Source organism: Paenibacillus bovis, assembly GCF_001421015.2.
In the GTDB taxonomy this organism is placed as follows: Bacteria; Bacillota; Bacilli; order Paenibacillales; family Paenibacillaceae; genus Saccharibacillus; species Saccharibacillus bovis.
This window is the reverse complement of the sequence record NZ_CP013023.1, coordinates 4894419-4913623: the sequence shown is the minus strand read 5'-3', so window position 1 is coordinate 4913623 and position 19205 is coordinate 4894419. Positions and strand designations below refer to the sequence as shown.

Sequence of the window (19205 nt, the reverse complement as noted above, 5' to 3'; positions counted from 1 at the left end):
ATCAGGCATCATAGACAGTGCCTTATAAACAGGTACTTTCTTGTGATGCCGTGAAAAGAAGGAGAAAGATCAAGAAATGAAGAAATCGGGTATTGATGAGTCGTCCAAGCGCGAACTCCGAAATCAGCGTCAGTTCTCTATCCGTCTGAACGTTTTCTTTTTTGCGACATTTATTGTATTTACCGTTCTGATTGTACGGCTGGCGATCCTCCAGTTTGTTGAAGGACCAACCTTGCGGGAAAAGGAAGCAAGTATTTCAACTAAAAGCACACCGATTCCGCCGATCCGCGGGAATATTATGGATGCCTCGGGTAAAGCGCGAATCGCTTATTCTACGTCGTCACAGTCACTCTATTTTACATTGACCAAAAATTATACATTGGAAAAGAACAAGCCGGAATTGTATGAAATTGTCGGCAAACTAAAAAAAGTATTCAATGAATATGGCGATCCCAAAGAAAAAATGACTGCCGAGCAGATCATCAAAGCGATGGATATCAAATCCAAAGTACAATTTGGATACACACCAAGACGAATCAAAAAGAATCTGACCAATGAAGAAATTGCTCATTTCCTGGAACACAAAGACGAATTTAAGGGGATTGAGATTGTTGAGGAAAGTGTACGTCACTACGATACCGATCAGGTAGCGACACAGACAGTCGGTTATCTGCGTCAGTTTAGCGGTGTCAGCACGACAATGGATCATTATATTAACAAAGCCAGAGTAACCGAGGCAGATGAGAAATATCTGTCTACCGAATATGTCGGTGTAGATGGTATAGAATATGCCTATCAGGATGATCTGCGCGGTAAAAATGGTCTCAAAACAACCCCTGTTAATTCACTCAATATTGCAACAGGCCGAACTGAGCTGACTGCCCCGCAAAAGGGAAATAACGTCTGGATGACGATTGATAAAAATGTACAGCTCGCTACACAAAAAGCTATTACCGATCAGCTGTCCTATCTGCATTCCTATCGAAGCGGCAGCTCTTATGCACCTAATGCCCAGACAGGTTACGCCGTAGCGATGGAAGTGAACACCGGTAAAGTTGTAGCCATGGCAAGTATGCCGGATTACGATACCAATGTCTGGGAAAACATGACAGATGAAACGTATAAAGAGATTCAGCCCCATGTAGCCAACGGTACGATCAAAGAAGTGTATCGTGAAGGCCATGCATCTTCCATGGTATTGATGGGTTCTGTTATCAAACCACTTACCGTACTGATTGGCCTCAAAGAAGGATTGATCTCACCGGGATCAGGCTATCAGGATAGAGGTTACGCCGAGTTTGGTAAAGAAGGTCATGAAACCAAGGTACGTAACTCCAGTGGCCACGTATATGGTTATCTGACACCATCCACAGCTATTCAGCATTCATCCAATGCATTTATGATTGATGAAGTCGGACTGCCGTTATATCGTAAATATCAAGCGGATTCGATTAATGTATGGGATAAATATATGAAGCAGTTTGGATTGGGGATCTCGACGAAAAGTGGATTGCCTGGCGAAAGTAAAGGTTCAGGTGAGTATATGAACCTGGAAGCTGCAGGTAGTGCGCAAGCAGCGATGGCTTTTGCTTCCTTTGGACAGCAGGGGAAATATACAACATTGCAACTGGCTCAATATGTAACGACACTCGCCAATAAAGGCAAACGTCTGAAGCCACAATTTGTCAGCAAAATTACTGACTCTGAAGGCAATACGGTGAAAGAATTCAAACCGGAAGTCGTTAATACAATCAATCTGCCGGACGAATACTGGAATACAGCCATCAATGGTATGCGCAGTGATGTACCAGTATTCAAAGATTACAAGTATGACGTTGCCCGTAAAACAGGTACTTCTGAGCAATCCATTTATGGACATACTGTCGATAACGGGGTATTCATTGCTTTCGCTCCACGTGAGAATCCTAAATTAGCAGTTGCTGTAGTTATTCCAGAAGGTGGATTTGGTGCGCAGAGTGCTGCACCAGTAGCGCGTAAAATTTTCGAAGCTTACGACCAAGAGTATGGTTTGGATGGTATACCGAAAAAAGCAGCTGCTACAGATGCGACAAATCAGGATAGCACACAGCAATAATCAAAGCAGCATAATCAGATCCATTTCTAGTCCAATACGTTTGTAAAGAGGCTGTCAGTCAGCGGATCGATTATTAATCACCCATATAGCGTATTTATCCAGCAGGGAGCAGACGATATACCGTTTGCTCCCTGCTTTTATTTTATAGGCAATAACGGATAGGCGATTTCGAACAACAGTGTGATGATTTTTATCCTGCTGGATTCTTGTTTTTATCCAGAAAGCATGGATGATCGAATATAATCATTTTAGATCCATACTAGTATCTATCATGATTTGTACAACAGCCTGCTTGTGCTATATAGTAATTGGATTAATAGATATCGCATCCGGGATGTGTTCCTGCAGCAGGTTATGCTAAAATGAAGAAACAACTACATATTATGGAATGCTCTATTTGTAAAACATTCTGAAATAGATGATATATCCACAATAAAGGGAGGTTTATAACGTTCATGAAAAAAATAGGTTCATCGGAATCGGAAGAGTTTGAAGAGAGTCATCGACGCCAGTTTTCGATCCGGTTGAATATTTTCTTTTTTGCTACTTTTCTTATATTCACTGTGTTGGTGGTACGTCTGGCTATTTTGCAATTTGTGGAAGGCCCGACACTGACCGAAGAAGAATCGAGCATTACCAATAACGAGACGCCGATTCTGCCGAGCCGTGGAATTATCTATGATGCTTCCGGTTCCAAAATCGCTTATTCGATTCCGACACAGTCGCTGTACTTCACGCTAGATAAAGATTACCAGCTCGAAAAGAACAAACCGGAGTTTTACAAAATTGTCGGAGATCTGAAGCGTGTATTTAACACGTATGGCGATCCGGATAAAAAAATGACAGCTGAAGAGATTATTGATGCAATGGATATTACGTATCGTAAAAACTTTGGTTATACACCGCGCCGGATCAAAAAGGATCTCAGTAATAAAGAAATTGCTTATTTCCTGGAGCACAAGAGTGACTACAAAGGAATTGAAGTTCGCGAAGAAAGTATCCGTCAATATAGCCCGGATCGTGTAGCTGTTCAGGCAGTCGGTTATCTTCAGGGATTTTCTGCAGTCAAAGGAGATAAAAATTATCAGGGTGGTTTGGTTAAGTACCGAAATAGAGCTCAGCTTACAGGTGCTAAAGAAAAATATCTGGATACAGAGTTTGTTGGTGTAGATGGTCTGGAGTATATGTACCAGGATGAACTGCGTGGCAAAAATGGAGTACGCAGCACACCAGTCAATGCATTGAATCGTGCCGATGGACGAAGTGAACTAACACCACCTCAAAAAGGGCATAATCTCTGGATGACTATCAACAAAAATGTACAGGTTGCGACACAGCAAGCAATCACCAATCAGGTTGCACAGCTGCGTTACCAAAAAGGAGCCGGCAATGCGCTGACTGGATATGCGGTAGCCATGGAAGTACAGACTGGTAATGTGATCGCTATGGCGAGTATGCCAGATTACGACTCTAATATATGGTCGAAGTCACCGTCAGGACAGCAAATTGCTGATTTGGCATCTGTTTACCCGAACGGAACGATCCGGGAGATCTATAATGGCAGACGCGCCTCTTCTATGGTATTACTGGGTTCTGTTATCAAGCCGCTCAGCGTTATGATCGGCCTGAAAGAAGGACTATTTACTACGGACACATGGTATTATGACCGGGGTTATGCGGAATTTGGTAAAGCGGGTTACGAAACCAGGGTACGAAATGCATTAGGAGAAGTATTGCAATCTTTGAATCCAACAACGGCTATTCAGAAATCCTCCAATGCCTTTATGGTCGATATGGTGGGTAAGAAGCTTGTCGTTAAATATGGCAGCAAATCTATTGATGTATGGGATAAATACATGAAGGAGTTTGGCCTTGGCGTCACTACCCAGAGTGGGCTGCCTTATGAAAATGAAGGCCGGGGTGAGTATACCAACCTCAAAGCAGCAGGTAGTGTGCAGGCCGCGATGGCGTATGCTTCCTTTGGCCAGCAGGGACGTTATACGACGCTCCAGCTTGCCCAGTATGTCACTACCATTGCCAACAAAGGTAAACGCCTCAAGCCGCAATTTGTGAGCAAAATTACCGATGCCAAAGGCAATGTGGTGAAAGTAACCAAGCCGGAAGTGCTGAATACTGTAGACTTCCCGCCGGAGTACTGGAATACAGTTATTAACGGAATGCGCAGTAAAGTGGAAGTGCTGAATAATTACCGCTACGATGTAGCTCGTAAAACCGGTACATCCCAGCAGTCCGTCTATGGCAAAATTGTTGATAACGGTGTATTTATCGCCTTTGCTCCGCGGGATAATCCGAAGCTGGCTGTAGCCGTTGTTATTCCGGAAGGCGGATTCGGTTCGAAGAGTGCTGCACCGGTGGCGATCAAAATCTTTGATGCGTATGATCAGGAGTATGGTCTGGATGGTGTTCCAAAGAAAAACACATCTACCGCTGATACCGCTGAAAGTGAAGAAACAGCATCACAATAATGGACGCATCAGCAGTTATTTTCGAAATAAACGTCTATCCTGCAAAATCAAGCAAATCGGTACACAAAGGCACTTTCCTTTTTATAGGGAAGTGTCTTTTTTTATGCATATACCGGTTCCATTTTTAGCACTTGCATTTTGACATTTTACCCCTTAAAATTTGCACTAAGGAAACATTATTTACTTATATAAAAATAAAGTCATATAGGCAATACTTTTGTTTGCTGGCAATATCAATCGGTTGAAGATATAGGTATAGCATCCATCATTAAAAGAAAAGGAGAGAGATGATGAACCGTAATGTAACAGTACAAGCAAAAAGTGTAGCTACTGCCCCGAATCACAGCAAAATAGCAAATCAGACTAGAGCGTTGAGCCGCAGTATAGCAATGAGCAGCTGTAGAACGATGAACCTAAACAGAACGATAAATTATAGTGCAACAATGCATGGTGGCAGCCAAACGAGCAGTTCTACGATGCATTACAGCAGCCCGACGAACATTTTTAAACATAAACGACTGATCTGGGGCTTGCCCGTATTTCTTATACTGATGATCACAATGATGACAGGCTGCAGTAATCCTTTTGAATCGGAAAATACGGTAGAAGCCGAGGCAGCAGGCAAGTTCCGAATCACAGCCACTACGGGAATGATCGCAGATGCTGCCCGTCAGGTAGGCGGAGAGCATGTATACGTAACCGGTCTGATGGGACCTGGCGTCGATCCCCATATGTACAAAGCTTCCCAGGGTGATATTCGCAAGCTGGATAAAGCGGATCTGGTTCTGTATAACGGACTGCATCTGGAAGGCAGTATGACGAATATTATGGAGAAAATGAGTCGTACACGGAATGTGATAGCTGTAACTGCCTCCATCCCGACCAGTGAACTGCGGCAGAGCGAGGAGAACTCCAGTGAATATGATCCGCATATCTGGTTCGATGTCAGCCTGTGGATGCAGGCGGTAGAGCAAATTCGTGACGCGTTGATCGCAGCTGATCCTGATCATGCAGAGAATTACCGCGACAACGCCGCAGCCTACCTGGATGAACTAAAGCAGCTGGATAAAGAAGTGCAGCAGCAGATTGCCAGTATTCCACAGCAGAGTCGTGTGCTTATAACGGGTCACGATGCTTTTGGGTATTATGGGGATGCGTATAATATCGAAGTACGCGGACTGCAGGGGATTAGCACCGCTTCGGAATACGGTTCGCGTGATGTGAGTGAGCTGCGAGATATGCTGGTACAGCGCCGTATCCAGGCCGTCTTTGTAGAAAGCAGTGTACCGGCGCGCTCCATGGAAGCCATTATCGCCGGAGCCGCGCAGCAAGGACACACTGTCCATATCGGTGGCGAGCTATACTCGGATGCACTGGGTGAACAAGGCAGCGATGCCGGAGACTATATAGGTATGGTTCGCCATAATACAGAAACGATTGTCAAAGCGCTCCGGTAGATCGGACAGCAGGCAGCTTATCCCGATCCCCAAAGCAGATCACTTGGCGGCTGCTGCATATGAATCTTTCAATGCTTTGCTAGTGATATGAATACGTATCAGGATGACACAATAAAATTAATCTATGAATAAACGATAGGTTTGGAACATACTCCCTTTCTAAATACAGCTCCAATTCCAGTTCCAAATTCAATTTCAAATCCAATTTATAAAAGGAGGAATCAACATGAATAAAAAGACTGTGCAGGGATCCAATCCTACAGCAGTAAATCCGCTGCAGGCCGAAGGAATCACCGTAGCCTATCATAAAAAGCCGGTTGTTCAAAATGTGTCCTTTACCCTGGGAGAAGGCCGGCTGGTTGCGTTAATCGGACCGAATGGAGCGGGCAAGTCGACTCTGCTCAAAGCGATGCTGGGACTGGTGCCTGCAATCAGCGGTGAAGTAAGCGTCTATGGACTGCCTTACGCCAGCCAGCGCAAGCGGATCGGCTATGTACCGCAGCGTGAATCGGTGGACTGGGATTTCCCAACCAATGCGCTCGATGTGGTGCTGATGGGTACCTATGGGCGACTTGGCTGGTTCCGCCGGCCCGGACGACAGGAACGAGAAATTGCGCTAGAATCGTTATCCCAAGTTGGCATGACAGATTATGCCGATCGCCAGATCAGTCAGCTGTCCGGCGGCCAGCAGCAGCGTGTTTTTCTGGCCCGTGCGCTGGCTCAGCAGGCGGATCTGTATCTGATGGATGAACCGTTCGCCGGTGTGGATGCCGCTACAGAAAAAGCGATCATCACACTGCTGGAGCAGCTCAAACAGCAAGGGAAAACCGTGCTGGTCGTGCATCATGATCTGTCGACAGTAGAGACCTATTTTGACGATGTGCTGCTGCTGAATCGGGAGTTGGTAGCAGCCGGCCCTGTAGAGAAGGTATTCAATACCGAGATGCTGCAGCGCACGTATGGCGGTCGATTGACCTTTTTACAGGATAGCGGCAGCATGATCATGACAGGGAAATAGGGAGGAATCATATTGATGGATATACTTGTTTATATCGTTAACGATCCCAATATCCGCTGGATTATACTCGGGTGTATGCTGCTTGGGCTCAGCAGTGGAGTTATTGGTTCCTTTATGGTGCTGCAGCAGAAAAGTCTGATCGGTGATGCACTGGCTCATGCAGCCCTGCCGGGAATCTGTATTGCGTTTATGCTGCTGGGGGTAAAATCGACGGCGGGATTCCTGATAGGAGCGCTTGTTGCCGGTGTGCTGGCAACTGTAGGCATCCGCTGGATCACGGAACATTCCCGGATCAAACAGGATGCAGCCATGGGGATCGTTTTATCGTTTTTCTTCGGAATTGGCGTTCTGCTGCTGACGCGTATTCAGCATAGCGGTAATGGCGGACAGAGTGGATTGGATAAATTCCTGTTTGGACAGGCCGCGTCCATGATGCGCGAAGATTTGTACCTGCTTGCCGGGATCAGCATGTTACTGATTGCTGCCTGTACGCTATTGTTCAAGCAGTTCAAGCTGGTCAGTTTTGACCGTGGCTTTGCACGGGGGCTTGGTTGGCCGGTTGTCTGGCTGGAGCAGATTATTCTGCTGCTAACGGTATTTGTTGTTGTAGCCGGTATTCAGGCAGTCGGTGTCGTGCTGATGTCAGCGCTGTTGATCACCCCGGCAGTAGCTGCGAGGTACTGGACAGACCGTCTGCATATTATGATCCTGCTGGCTGGCATATTCGGTGCAGTTAGCGGCGCTGCAGGGACGGTGTCGAGCAGTATGGTGTCCCAGCTGCCTACAGGACCTGTTACCGTGCTTGTAGCGACGCTGATTTTTGCGGTTTCCGCACTGTTCGCGCCGCGACGTGGCTGGCTGGCCCGTCTCTGGCAGCAACGCCGGAACCGACTGGAGTGGAATAGAGAAGGAGGGATGCCGCATGAGCAGTGATTTCTGGATTATGCTGACAGCAGCACTGATGTCAGCCAGCTGCGGAATCCTGGGCTGTTTTCTGATTTTGCGTAAAATGGCACTGATCGGCGATGCGATCAGCCATGCGGTATTGCCAGGTATTGCGATTGCCTTTCTGCTGAGCGGCGGACGGGATTCGATGGCGATGATGATCGGAGCAACTGCGCTGGGGCTGATTGCTGTATTTATTATTCAATGGCTGCAAATCTCCGGTATCCAGTCGGACGCGTCAATCGGTATTATTTTTACCGCTTTGTTCGCTGTCGGCGTTATTCTGGTCAGTCTGAATGCCCGCAATATCGATCTGGATCTGGATTGTGTCCTATTTGGAGAGATTGCTTATGTACAATGGGATACCTGGATGCTAAATGGTGCAGATATGGGACCACGCTCGGTATGGATGCTGGGCTTTGCATTATTGGTCATTCTGACGCTGCTGGGACTGTTTTATAAACAGTTCAAAATTACCGCCTTTGATCCGGCGATGGCAGCAGCCTGTGGTATTCCGGTCATGCTGTTCCATTATCTGTTGATGGGTATGGTATCAATGACATCGGTAGCTTCTTTTGAAAGTGTAGGCGCTATTCTGGTTGTAGGCATGCTGGTTATCCCGGCAGCTACTGCTTACCTGCTGACCGACCGTCTCGGCAGAATGCTGATTTACAGCGTTATCGTTGGCGTTGTTAGCTCTATTGTGGGTTATTATACTGCCTATATGCTGAATGCTTCGATCGGCGGCAGCATCGTAACCGTAGCCGGTATTCTTTTCATTATTACTTTCCTACTGTCCCCACGCCATGGTGTTCTGTTCCGCAAACTAAAGCAAAAGCGTATAGCCTCATCTATAACTTCCAACTGAGTATGTATACGAATTTGAATGATCTATCATAATAGAATAGACAGGATTTGACGAAATGACCAGTAAACTGCTGGTCATTTTTTATTGCAGAATCAAATTCAATATACTTTTATAATACATGCCTACCCATCAGCAATTCTTTGGAAAAAAGAAGTCAGAAAAATACAAATAACATTGAGCAAATGTGTAAGAAGTAAGAAGTAAGAAGTAAAAAGTAATAGATGGAAAATAAAAGGTGAAAGTAAAACTATATAAGCAATCAGCACGGAACGAAGGCAAGGAAATAAGGGCAAAGGACGAGATTGGAGCCGGGGAATCTACTGCCCCGCCCATTTCGTAGATTCCCCGGCTCCACCGGAGGACGTGCCCTTATTCCTTGCCGAAGTGGACGCTATCCAATCATCTCCAGTACCTTCCAACGATTCAACTACTAGCCTCTTTCACCATAACCAATCTAACCCCTACTTTACAAAAGCTTTTGTGAGCGTTGAGCATAATATGCTAAAATACCTCTGATACCCCTATAGCTAGTAACTGTTAAACTCGCAGTTTACAAATAAATCAACAAAATGGATGGAGGAACACCCCAAAATGACAACACGCAAATACAAGCTGCTCGCTCTCGATATGGATGGAACACTGCTCAATGACAATCACGAAATCACCCTGGAGACGAGCAAATGGATTAATAAAGCGATGGACGAAGGCATCCATGTCTGCCTCTCCACCGGCCGCGCAGCCAGCAGTGCACTGCCTTATGGACAGGAACTGGGTCTGGAGACGCCGATGGTTACTGTCAATGGCAGTGAAGTCTGGAAAACACCGCGCGAGCTGTACCGCCGTACGCTGCTGGACCCGGCGCTGGTACGCCAGATGCACGAACTGGCTGTAGAAAAGGATGTATGGTTCTGGGCGTACGCTGTTGATCGGCTGTATAACCGCGACCGCTGGCTGGAAAATACTCCTTTGGAGCAAATAGAATGGCTCAAGTTTGGCTATAATACCGAAAATGACCAACTGCGTCATGAGATTCTGATGGCCCTGCAGGATATGGGTGGACTGGAAATCTCCAACTCCTCTCCGCACAATCTGGAGATCAATCCTCTCGGCATTAACAAGGCCGCAGGTATCGCTGAAGTGTGCCAACTGCTGAATATCGACATGTCCGAGGTTGTCGCTGTTGGTGATAGCCTGAACGATCTGGCAGTTATTCAGGCGGTTGGTCTTGGAGTCGCTATGGGAAATGCCCAGGAGACTGTCAAACAAGAAGCCGATCTGGTCGTAGCCAGCAATAATGATGATGGAATCGTCGAAGTCATTCGCGATCATATCCTGATCTAATTTTTCTTCGTTCGGTTTATCTCCTGCATTTTGAAACCAATGTGTCATTTGGACAGTATACAGGTATACAAATAGTAGAATATATCTTTGAGACCCTGACAGATGTTTTTATCCGGAACAGGATAAATGTGGCATACAGGATATCTTGAAAATAGGTTCTGATGCATCATGGATTACGATGTGTTAATCCGGCTGGACCGGATCTGACAAAGGAGAGAGACGAATGGTAGAAGTAATAGGTTGGATACTGGTTATTGCCCTGTTTGTAGTAGGGATGCTGGGTACTATTTATCCGGTACTGCCAGGAGCACTGGCAATATATTTTGCATTTTTCGTTTATGGATGGTTTTTCTCGTTCGCCGAATTTGGACCGTGGTTCTGGATTATCCAGACCGTTATTGTCATTGCTCTGTTTGTAGCTGATTATCTGGTCAGCGCCTATGGTACCAAAAAGTTCGGCGGAACGAGGCTGTCGGTGATTTTGTCGACCATCGGTCTGATTATTGGCCCGTTTGTTATTCCGGCGTTTGGTCTGATATTAGGGCCGTTGATCGGTGCGCTCGCTGGTGAGCTGATTAGCGGCAAGAACTTCCAGACTGCACTCAAGGTAGCCTGGGGAACGATGCTCGGACTGCTGTCCAGCGCGATTGTCAAAATCATTCTGCAACTCGGTATGATCATCATCTGGATTATCTGGATTGTGGTGCATTAATCGCGTGTGCATTGCGAATTACGCAAAAGCTTGTCTATAATAGTAATGCTGACGTAAGACGACGACCGGAAGGCCAATCAGCCTTCCGGTTTTTTGTGCCGGCTCGGTTACATAGACAGTCTGTAAGCTTCAGGATTCTAGAGCCGAATTCTGCTGTACCCTTAACCGACAGCAGGCGGCAAAGCAAAACATATAATGAAACGATCCAAATAGTGTGCATCCATGATGTGACTGGAGAGAAGGGGAATTATTTTGGCAAAGGCAGAATCATTTATCAAAGGAACGATCATCCTGGCGATGGCGGCACTGGTCGCCCGCGTGCTGGGACTGGCTCAGCGGGTACCGCTGGAGCACTTGCTCGGATTTACCGGGGATGCGGCATTCTCGATTGCCAATAACGTGTATCTGATGCTGCTGGCGGTCGCTACGGCAGGTATTCCGAGTACACTCAGTAAAATGGTGTCCGAGCGATATGCGCTGGGACGTCCGCACGAAGCGCAGCGCATTTATTATGCAGCACTGTTATTTGCCGGAGCAGCCGGTATTGTTATGACGCTGCTGCTGTACTTCGGAGCTCCTTATTATGCAGCAATGTCCAAAGAACCGGCGGCGGCACTGTCTCTGCAGGCGATAGCACCATCGCTGCTGCTGTTTCCGACGATTGCCATGATGCGCGGTTACTTCCAGGGGCGCAATATGATGATTGCCGGCGGTATCTCCCAGATTGTGGAGCAATTTGCCCGTGTATTTACCGCTATTTTGCTGGCGTACCTGCTGCTCCGTATCGGTTACGGAGATGTAGAAGTGGCTGCCGGAGCTTCATTTGGTAGTGTGCTGGGCAGTATTGGCGCTTTTGCGGTCATGATCTACTTTACCTTCAAGCTGCGCAAGCAGGATGCTGCCAATCGTCTGGAAATGAAAGCAGCCGGTGAAGAATCGGTTATTCCGCTAGGTCTGATTTACAAAGATATTTTCAAATTATCGATTCCGATCGTTATCGCATCACTGACGATTCCGGCGGTTAATATTATCGATAGTTCCATTATCAAACCGCTGTTGATTGATCAGGTCGGCAATCTGGCAGCGACAGCTTCACTCGGTATTCTGGGGCAGCGTGCACAGAGTATAGCGGGCATTCCGCCAATTCTGGCTATCGCCCTTAGTACTTCACTGATCCCGATTATCTCGGCAGCATATGCCCGCAAAGAACAGGAAAATCTGCAAAAACAGATGACACTCGCACTGCGTATATCGGTACTTACCGGAGTCCCGATCGTGCTGATGCTGGCGACAGCTGCTTATTGCATTAATGGATTATTGTTCAGCTCACGCGATAGCGTAGGAGCGGATGCACCAAGCATTATGGCGCTGCTGACGATCTGTACCATTTTCCAGATTACGATGATGACGAGTAACTCGATGCTGATCGGTATCAACAAAGTCAATCTCTCGATGGTCCATGTACTGGCAGGGATAGCGCTGAAGCTGGTGCTGAGTCTGGTACTGTCCCAATTCCTCGGTATCTATGGCATTATTGCTGCGACCGGATTATGCTTTGTTCTGATTACGATTCTGAATCTGCGTTCCCTGCATCAGGTCGTTAACTTCTCGGTGCTGGGCAGCCGCTGGCCGGGCTTCCTGATTACTGTTGTAGTGCTCGGACTCGTCGGTCTGGGTCTGAATCAGGCGGGAATCGGATTGACGGCCTGGATGAATGACAGGGTTGCATTTTTCCTCGGTTGTTGTATGGTAGGAATAGCAACACTCATATTGTATCCGGTAATGCTGGTTCTGCTGCGCGTGGTGCGTGCAGAGGAGTTGTCTTCGTATCCGAAGCCGCTGCGCAAGCTGCTGTCGCCGCTGATGCGCCTGCAGTCCCGCAAAGCCTGATTATTTATTATTTATCAAGGAGGATAATCCCCATGCAAATGATTAATTCAAGCGAAAGCTTTTATACAACCATTAACTCTGCCAAACTGACCGTCGCTGTCTACAAAGCAGACTGGTGTGTGGACTGTAAATTTATCGATCCATTCATGCCCGAAGTGGAAGACCAGTATGCAGATCGCCTGCAACTGGTCGAAGTGGATGTAGAGAGCGTAGGCGATGTGAGCCAGGAACAAAATATTATGGGCATCCCGAGCTTTGTAGCTTATGCCAATGGCAAAGAGCTAGTTCGTTTTGTAAATAAAGCCCGTAAATCCCGCCAGGAGATCGAACAGTTCCTGGATCGCGCTGTAGCTGTATATGAAACGCTGAATATACAGACAGCCGAGTAAGTATTAACAGGTATAGGAAGGATCATCAGTGTAATCAAGTAAGTGTGTTCTGCTGGCGATCCTGCCGTATGTAATCGTAATAGAAGCAGCCTTCTTCAATCGTAGAGCTTAACTGGTATAGGTAATAGGAATTTGCCGACATGCCGTGAGCCCATCGAATACGGAGAAGGCTGTTTTTTGATAATAAGTGAGAGAATGATCCGAACCACAGCTTAGTAGACCATCCTGCTTTGATCGAAACAAATACCGGATTAGTTCAGCAATAAAGTATACTGATCCTGATACACAAAGAACTCCTGTGCTCACGTATCAAACGTCATATCAGCATTTTCGTGGTTCTGTCATACTACAGAGATTGATCATTTTTTGTCACAAACCTGCCGCTAGGATCGGGCCAGAATTGATATAATAAGATTGACTTCAAATGAACGTCACTATCATATAAATAGCGGGTGATTCTCATCATGGCCAAAAAGCCACTAATAACAATTAAGCAACTGAAATGGCTGAGCTATATAACCTGTCTCGCCATGTTTCTCGCAACGATGGGCGGCCTGGTCGTAACCAAAACAGGTTCCGGTATGGGCTGCGGAGCACAGTGGCCGCTGTGTCACGGTAAATTTATTCCGGCTTATACGATCGCTTCATTGATTGAATATTCACACCGTGCAGTCAGCGGATTTGCCGGACTCACAGCACTGTTTTCCTTTATCGGATTTATGTTCTTTAATAGAAACAAAGAGCTGCGCGTGTATGCTTCATTCACTCTGTTCTTTGTTATTTTGCAGGCGATTATGGGCGCATTTGCAGTAGTATTCTCCCAATCGTCTCCGGTTATGGCACTGCATTTCGGTTTCTCGATGATCGCGTTTGCCAGCTCCGCGCTGCTCGCGTTCAGTACCCGCCGACTGCATCTGCGGCAGAAGATTCACGATATTGCCGATGAACCTCCGGTTAGCAAAGGGTTCCGCAATCTGACCTGGTTCGCTACGATCTTCACGTATATCGTTGTTTACACAGGAGCATTTGTCACGCATACCGATTCCCGTGGTGGCTGTTCGGGCTTCCCGCTCTGTAATGGCGCGCTCGTCCCTGAACTGTCTGGCGGCGTCGCAATAGCCTTTTTACACCGCGTCGCTGCTGTCGCACTTGTGATCGTGATCGCTATTCTCGCCCATTACGCCTATCGTCGTCATCCACATAATCCTGGTATCCGCAAAATGGGTCTGCTTGCTATCCTGCTGATCCTGCTGCAATTCGTTAGCGGAGCAATCAACATTTTCACCATGTATGTACCGGAAATCTACTTCTTTGCTACGATGTCACATACCCTGATTATTCAGTTTCTGTTCGGTGTTCTCTGCTACATGAGTCTGCGCGTATGGCAGCTCAGCCGTGGCTCCTACGGCCGCCTCGCACCCAACGCATGGGGAGAAGGTACAAGCACCGCCGATCAGAAAACAGGTACCGTACACTAATGGCGTATACATCTTTGCCGAGCCACGCATGGCATAGTAAAAGGTAAACCATCTAAACGCTGTATTATCTCAAATTCGTATATTGTTCACCATCTGGTCTATTTTCCAGATTGCGATCAAGCCGTTCCATGTATTATGTGGAGCGGCTTTTTTTATTTATATTCCTACACTGAACAGATTCCGATACCATTAAGCAGTAAGAGCAGTAAGAGCAGTAAGAGCAGTAAGAGCAGTAAGAGCAGTAAGAGCAGTAAGAGCAGTAAGAGCACCTATGCAATATTCTATTTCTTTGCTTTTTATCCAAACGAAAATCCCCACCCAACACCAGCGAAGAGAAGAGAATTCTGCCAATGACCGACATTTAAGAATGGAGATCGACCGCTGCAAGCGGTAGTTCAAGATCTCCATTCTTAACCGGAGGGAGTGGCAGAATCTCTTCTCGCAGCGTATGAAGCATACCGTTCCAAAGCCCAAACGCACAATATCCGCTGCTTAAAATAACCCTTCATGAAAACCAATTTTCTTTGCATAATCCTCATCATAATTACAATTTCAAAAAAGCTATAACATATTCCGCCCTTACAGACGAAAAAGTACTAAAGCCCAATAGCTTGCTTCCAAACTGTCCAAAAACACATCAGCAGGCAGATTTATTAGCATGCTGACCAATTTCCTTCTATAAATATGTAACTTTTTACGAATACCAAGTATTCTGATAAACTTTAATTACTTTTTGGCGAAATTTTGCCGAATTCATTAAAAATCCATATATTTCTGCTTTACAAACGATGTGATCTTCAATATACTGAGTAAAGATTTTCATTCGACGTTTTCATATTTTCTTATCGAGAGTGGTGGAGGGACTGGCCCGATGAAACCCGGCAGCCGATTTGGAAAATGACCGTTAAGGTCTTTTTTTCCAAATGACATGGTGCTAAATCCTTCAAAATGGCAGATGCATAATGTATAGCATCCTGCGATTTTGGCAGATGAGAAGGCAATATCTAGATGATAGAGAGCCCTTTTCTGCAAAGGGCTCTTTTTGTGTATAAAGCGGTCGCTTGAAGAACAAATGAAGAACATAACAGCATGAAAGCTTGAAATAGAGCAAGATGCGAGGAGGAGGACCAGCAGCTTGATTCAACTGGAGAATTTGACCAAAACCTATGGCAAAGGCAAAAATGTAACCCCTGCCTTGTCCGAGCTGAATCTCTCGATCGAACGTGGCGAGATTTTTGGCGTGATCGGCCATTCGGGTGCTGGTAAGAGTACGCTTATACGATGTATTAATTTATTGGAACGTCCGACTTCCGGACGGGTATGGATTGATGGAGTGGATCTGACCCGGCTGAGCAAGTCAGCGCTGCAAGCTCGTCGTCGCAAGATCGGTATGATCTTTCAGCACTTTAACCTGCTGTCTTCGGCTACCGTGTACGACAATATCGCATTCCCGCTGCGGCTCGTGAAGACACCGGAAAAAAATGTGCGTGCCAAAGTGGAGGAACTGCTGGCTCTGGTCGGCCTGGAAGCCCACGCAAGCAAATATCCGGCCCAGCTGTCCGGTGGACAAAAGCAGCGTGTCGGTATCGCCCGTGCGCTGGCAAGTGATCCGGATGTGCTGCTCTGCGATGAAGCGACATCTGCACTGGACCCGCAGACGACAGATTCGATTCTGAAATTGCTGCTGGATATTAACCGCCGCTTTAACCTGACGATTGTGCTGATTACGCATGAGATGCATGTGATTCAGAGTATCTGCGATCGTGTCGCTGTTATCCATCAGGGCGGTATTGTGGAAAAGGGTCCTGTCGCTGAAGTGTTCCTGAAGCCACAGCATGCGGTTACCCGCGATTTTATCAGCCGTGAATACAGCCAGGCAGAACTGCTGGATACAGCGCTTGCTGCACCACATGGTGCTTCTGCGCTGGCTGTGAAGATTTCGTTCCTCGGAGACAAAACCTACCAGTCTATTCTGTCGCAGACCGTGCGCCAGACAGGCGTAGATTTTGCTATTATCCAGGGAACGATCTCCACACTGAAAAATGTTCCTTACGGACAGCTGATTGTCCGGTTTGAGGGAGAAGAGGCGCTGATCCGCCGTACGATCGAGATATTGACCGGCGAAGGCCTGGATGTGGAGGTGATTGAGTAATGGATGTAGGTGCACTTGATTTTACGCAGGTAGACTGGACAGAGTTTGGTACAGCTACCAAGGATACACTCGCCATGCTCGGTGCTTCGGCATTGTTCACCCTGATTCTGGGACTGCCGCTGGGAATTATCCTGTTTATGTCGGCTCGCTCGACATCGCCTGTTATACGTGTCGTATACAGCGTACTGTCGGTGATTGTGAATATTCTGCGTTCGGTACCATTTATTATCCTGATCGTAGCCCTGCTGCCACTGACAGATAAGCTGGTCGGTACCACGATTGGTGTCAAAGGAACGATTCCGCCACTCGTTATCGCAGCTGCGCCGTTTTTTGCCAGACTGGTGGAGACGGCACTGCGTGAAGTGGATCGCGGCGTTATCGAAGCCGCTCATGCCATGGGGGCTTCTGTATGGCAGGTGATCACCCGGGTACTGATTCGGGAAGCGATGCCTGGTCTGATCGCCGGATTGACGGTTACTGTGGTCGCACTTGTCTCTAATACGGCGATGGCCGGTATGGTGGGCGCAGGTGGACTCGGAACGCTGGCAATCAACTATGGATATTACCGCTACGAGACAGCAGTCATGCTGGTAGCTGTCGTGCTGATGGTCATCATTGTGCAGGTACTGCAGATGATTGGCGACCGTCTGGTGATTTATTTTTCAAGAAGATAGGAACGAAGAGAGGCAGGCACTGTCTGCAAGCGTTGCTCTGAACTTCATATCTTCATCTTATACACCAAACTATCTTAAAAGGGGATAACACACGATGAAAAAATGGGCACTCGCTCTGATCAGCATCATGCTGATCGCTGTAGTCGCAGCTTGCGGCAATAAAAACACTGGAGATTCCGCATCATCCGGCGCAGCTGAAGGCAGCAAGGAAGTAACACTGCGCGTCGGCGCAACAGCTGTTCCACACGCAGAAATTCTGAACCACCTCAAGCCAATTCTGGCTAAAGAAGGCGTCAACCTGGAAGTGGTTGAATTTACGGATTACATCCAGCCAAACGTACAGCTGAATGACAGCAAGCTGGATGCGAACTATTTCCAGACCAAGCCTTACCTGGATGAGCAAAACAAATCCCGCGGCATGAACCTGGTAACGGTACAAGGCGTACACATCGAGCCATTCGGTGGATATTCCAAAAAGTACACTTCCCTGGATCAGCTTCCTGACGGCGCAACAATCGCGATCCCGAACGAAGTATCCAACGGTGCACGTGCACTGATCCTGCTGGCCAACAATGGTCTGATCGAACTGAAAGACAAAACCAATATCACTTCTGACGTAAAAGATATTACAGCTAACCCGAAAAACCTGAAATTCGTACCCATGGATGCAGCAATGCTGACTCGTCAGCTGAACCAGGTCGACATGGCGATGATCAACATGAACTATGTGCTGGAAGCCAAAATCGATCCTAAATCTGCACTGGTAGTCGAAGACAGCAGCGCGCCATACGCGAACTATCTGGTATCCCGTGAAGACAACAAAGATTCCGATGCCATCCAGAAGCTGGCAAAAGCACTGACTTCCGATGATACCAAAAAGTTCATCGAAGAGCAGTACAAAGGCGCTGTAATCCCGGCATTTGAAACTAAATAATTAATGAATCATAACAAAAATACGGTGATGCCCTTTATGCGGCTCACCGTATTTTTTTGTTTTGCGTCCGTAATGATGCAATGATCAATCTCGTTAGCTTGCTTTCTTTGCAGGATGTTTTGTATATCCAATAGAGGTTGTCTGGTATCTTGAACTCTAATCGTCTATACATAGCTCTTCAAATCGTGCCTGTACAACCTGAGCCAGTTCCTGCGGATGCAGCTCGATCTGGGTGCCGATCCTTCCTGCGCTGACGATGATTTGATCCAGCTGGATTGCGCGATGATCGATAAAGGTAGGATATAGCTTTTTCATCCCTACAGGCGAACAGCCGCCGCGGATATAACCCGTCCATTTTTGTAGTTCTTTAACCGGCAGCATTTCCAGCTTTTTCTCCCCAGCAGCGCGGGCAGCCTGTTTGAGATCCAGCTCTGCACCGACCGGAATAACAAAAATATGAAGCCCCTGCTTACCCTGGGTCACCAGTGTTTTGTGGACCATCTCGGCAGGCTTGTTGATTTTGGCGGCGACGGCATTGCCGTGAATCTGGCCGTCTTCCGGATCGTATTCGTGAATCTGGTAATGGATCTGTTCCTTATCCAGAATGCGCATAGCATTCGTTTTGTTTTTATTGGCGCTCATGGTCAGGATTCCTTTCTGCCGATATTCATACTCTGCTTCTAATCTATCCAAAATAAAGCTGGAATTCAACCCGTACCCTGTAGTGATGTGTTATCAGCAGTTACCTTTTGACATCTGCTATTAC

The 19205-nt window shown here is 47.0% G+C and carries 15 protein-coding genes and 1 riboswitch; of the genes, 14 read left to right on the top strand and 1 reads right to left on the bottom strand.

The annotated features are described in order from the left end of the window. Positions 1 to 76 precede the first annotated feature (76 nt). From AR543_RS20925 to AR543_RS20860, 14 genes are all read left to right on the top strand, one after another. Complete coding sequence (locus tag AR543_RS20925) at positions 77 to 2095, top strand: peptidoglycan D,D-transpeptidase FtsI family protein (RefSeq protein ID WP_060536283.1); 2019 nt, start codon at positions 77 to 79, stop codon at positions 2093 to 2095. A 455-nt stretch (positions 2096 to 2550) separates the two neighbouring features. Next, complete coding sequence (locus tag AR543_RS20920; RefSeq protein ID WP_060536282.1) at positions 2551 to 4581, top strand: peptidoglycan D,D-transpeptidase FtsI family protein; 2031 nt, start codon at positions 2551 to 2553, stop codon at positions 4579 to 4581. A gap of 551 nt (positions 4582 to 5132) precedes the next feature. Then, entirely contained in the window at positions 5133 to 6038 is a 906-nt protein-coding gene (locus AR543_RS20915) for a metal ABC transporter solute-binding protein, Zn/Mn family (protein ID WP_418304205.1), read from the top strand. A gap of 226 nt (positions 6039 to 6264) precedes the next feature. Next, on the top strand, positions 6265 to 7056 hold the full coding sequence (locus AR543_RS20910; RefSeq protein WP_060536281.1) for a metal ABC transporter ATP-binding protein: 792 nt from the start codon (positions 6265 to 6267) through the stop codon (positions 7054 to 7056). Positions 7057 to 7071: 15 nt separating this feature from the next. Beyond that, positions 7072 to 7989 carry a metal ABC transporter permease gene (locus AR543_RS20905; RefSeq protein ID WP_060536280.1) on the top strand — a complete coding sequence of 306 codons (918 nt, stop codon included), beginning with the start codon at positions 7072 to 7074 and terminating at the stop codon, positions 7987 to 7989. Next, the gene (locus AR543_RS20900; RefSeq protein ID WP_060536279.1) at positions 7979 to 8869 is read left to right on the top strand and encodes a metal ABC transporter permease; all 891 of its coding nucleotides are present in this window, start codon (positions 7979 to 7981) and stop codon (positions 8867 to 8869) included. The genes AR543_RS20905 and AR543_RS20900 overlap by 11 nt, the downstream gene beginning before the upstream one ends. 591 nt (positions 8870 to 9460) lie before the next feature. After that, positions 9461 to 10210 (top strand): Cof-type HAD-IIB family hydrolase, encoded by a 750-nt coding sequence (locus AR543_RS20895; protein ID WP_087071289.1) that lies wholly within the window; start codon positions 9461 to 9463, stop codon positions 10208 to 10210. Between the two features lie 223 nt (positions 10211 to 10433). Next, the gene (locus AR543_RS20890; protein ID WP_060536277.1) at positions 10434 to 10922 is read left to right on the top strand and encodes a DUF456 domain-containing protein; all 489 of its coding nucleotides are present in this window, start codon (positions 10434 to 10436) and stop codon (positions 10920 to 10922) included. Positions 10923 to 11174: 252 nt separating this feature from the next. Further along, entirely contained in the window at positions 11175 to 12812 is a 1638-nt protein-coding gene (locus tag AR543_RS20885; protein ID WP_060536276.1) for a putative polysaccharide biosynthesis protein, read from the top strand. Positions 12813 to 12844: 32 nt separating this feature from the next. Next, positions 12845 to 13201: a thioredoxin family protein gene (locus AR543_RS20880; RefSeq protein ID WP_060536275.1), complete on the top strand. Its 357-nt coding sequence runs from the start codon at positions 12845 to 12847 to the stop codon at positions 13199 to 13201. A 464-nt stretch (positions 13202 to 13665) separates the two neighbouring features. After that, positions 13666 to 14679, top strand: a complete 1014-nt coding sequence (locus AR543_RS20875) for a COX15/CtaA family protein (RefSeq protein ID WP_060536274.1) — start codon at positions 13666 to 13668, stop codon at positions 14677 to 14679. An 839-nt stretch (positions 14680 to 15518) separates the two neighbouring features. Continuing rightward, positions 15519 to 15675: riboswitch (SAM riboswitch) on the top strand. Positions 15676 to 15814: 139 nt separating this feature from the next. Further along, on the top strand, positions 15815 to 16831 hold the full coding sequence (locus AR543_RS20870) for a methionine ABC transporter ATP-binding protein (protein WP_060536273.1): 1017 nt from the start codon (positions 15815 to 15817) through the stop codon (positions 16829 to 16831). Continuing rightward, positions 16831 to 17505 (top strand): methionine ABC transporter permease, encoded by a 675-nt coding sequence (locus AR543_RS20865; protein WP_060536272.1) that lies wholly within the window; start codon positions 16831 to 16833, stop codon positions 17503 to 17505. Before AR543_RS20870 ends, AR543_RS20865 begins: the two co-directional genes overlap by 1 nt. A gap of 94 nt (positions 17506 to 17599) precedes the next feature. Then, positions 17600 to 18439 (top strand): MetQ/NlpA family ABC transporter substrate-binding protein, encoded by an 840-nt coding sequence (locus AR543_RS20860; RefSeq protein ID WP_060536271.1) that lies wholly within the window; start codon positions 17600 to 17602, stop codon positions 18437 to 18439. Positions 18440 to 18595: 156 nt separating this feature from the next. Here AR543_RS20860 and ybaK read toward each other — a convergent pair whose 3' ends face one another. Next, positions 18596 to 19081 carry a Cys-tRNA(Pro) deacylase gene (gene ybaK / locus AR543_RS20855; RefSeq protein WP_060536270.1) on the bottom strand — a complete coding sequence of 162 codons (486 nt, stop codon included), beginning with the start codon at positions 19079 to 19081 and terminating at the stop codon, positions 18596 to 18598. Between the last annotated feature and the right edge of the window lie 124 nt (positions 19082 to 19205).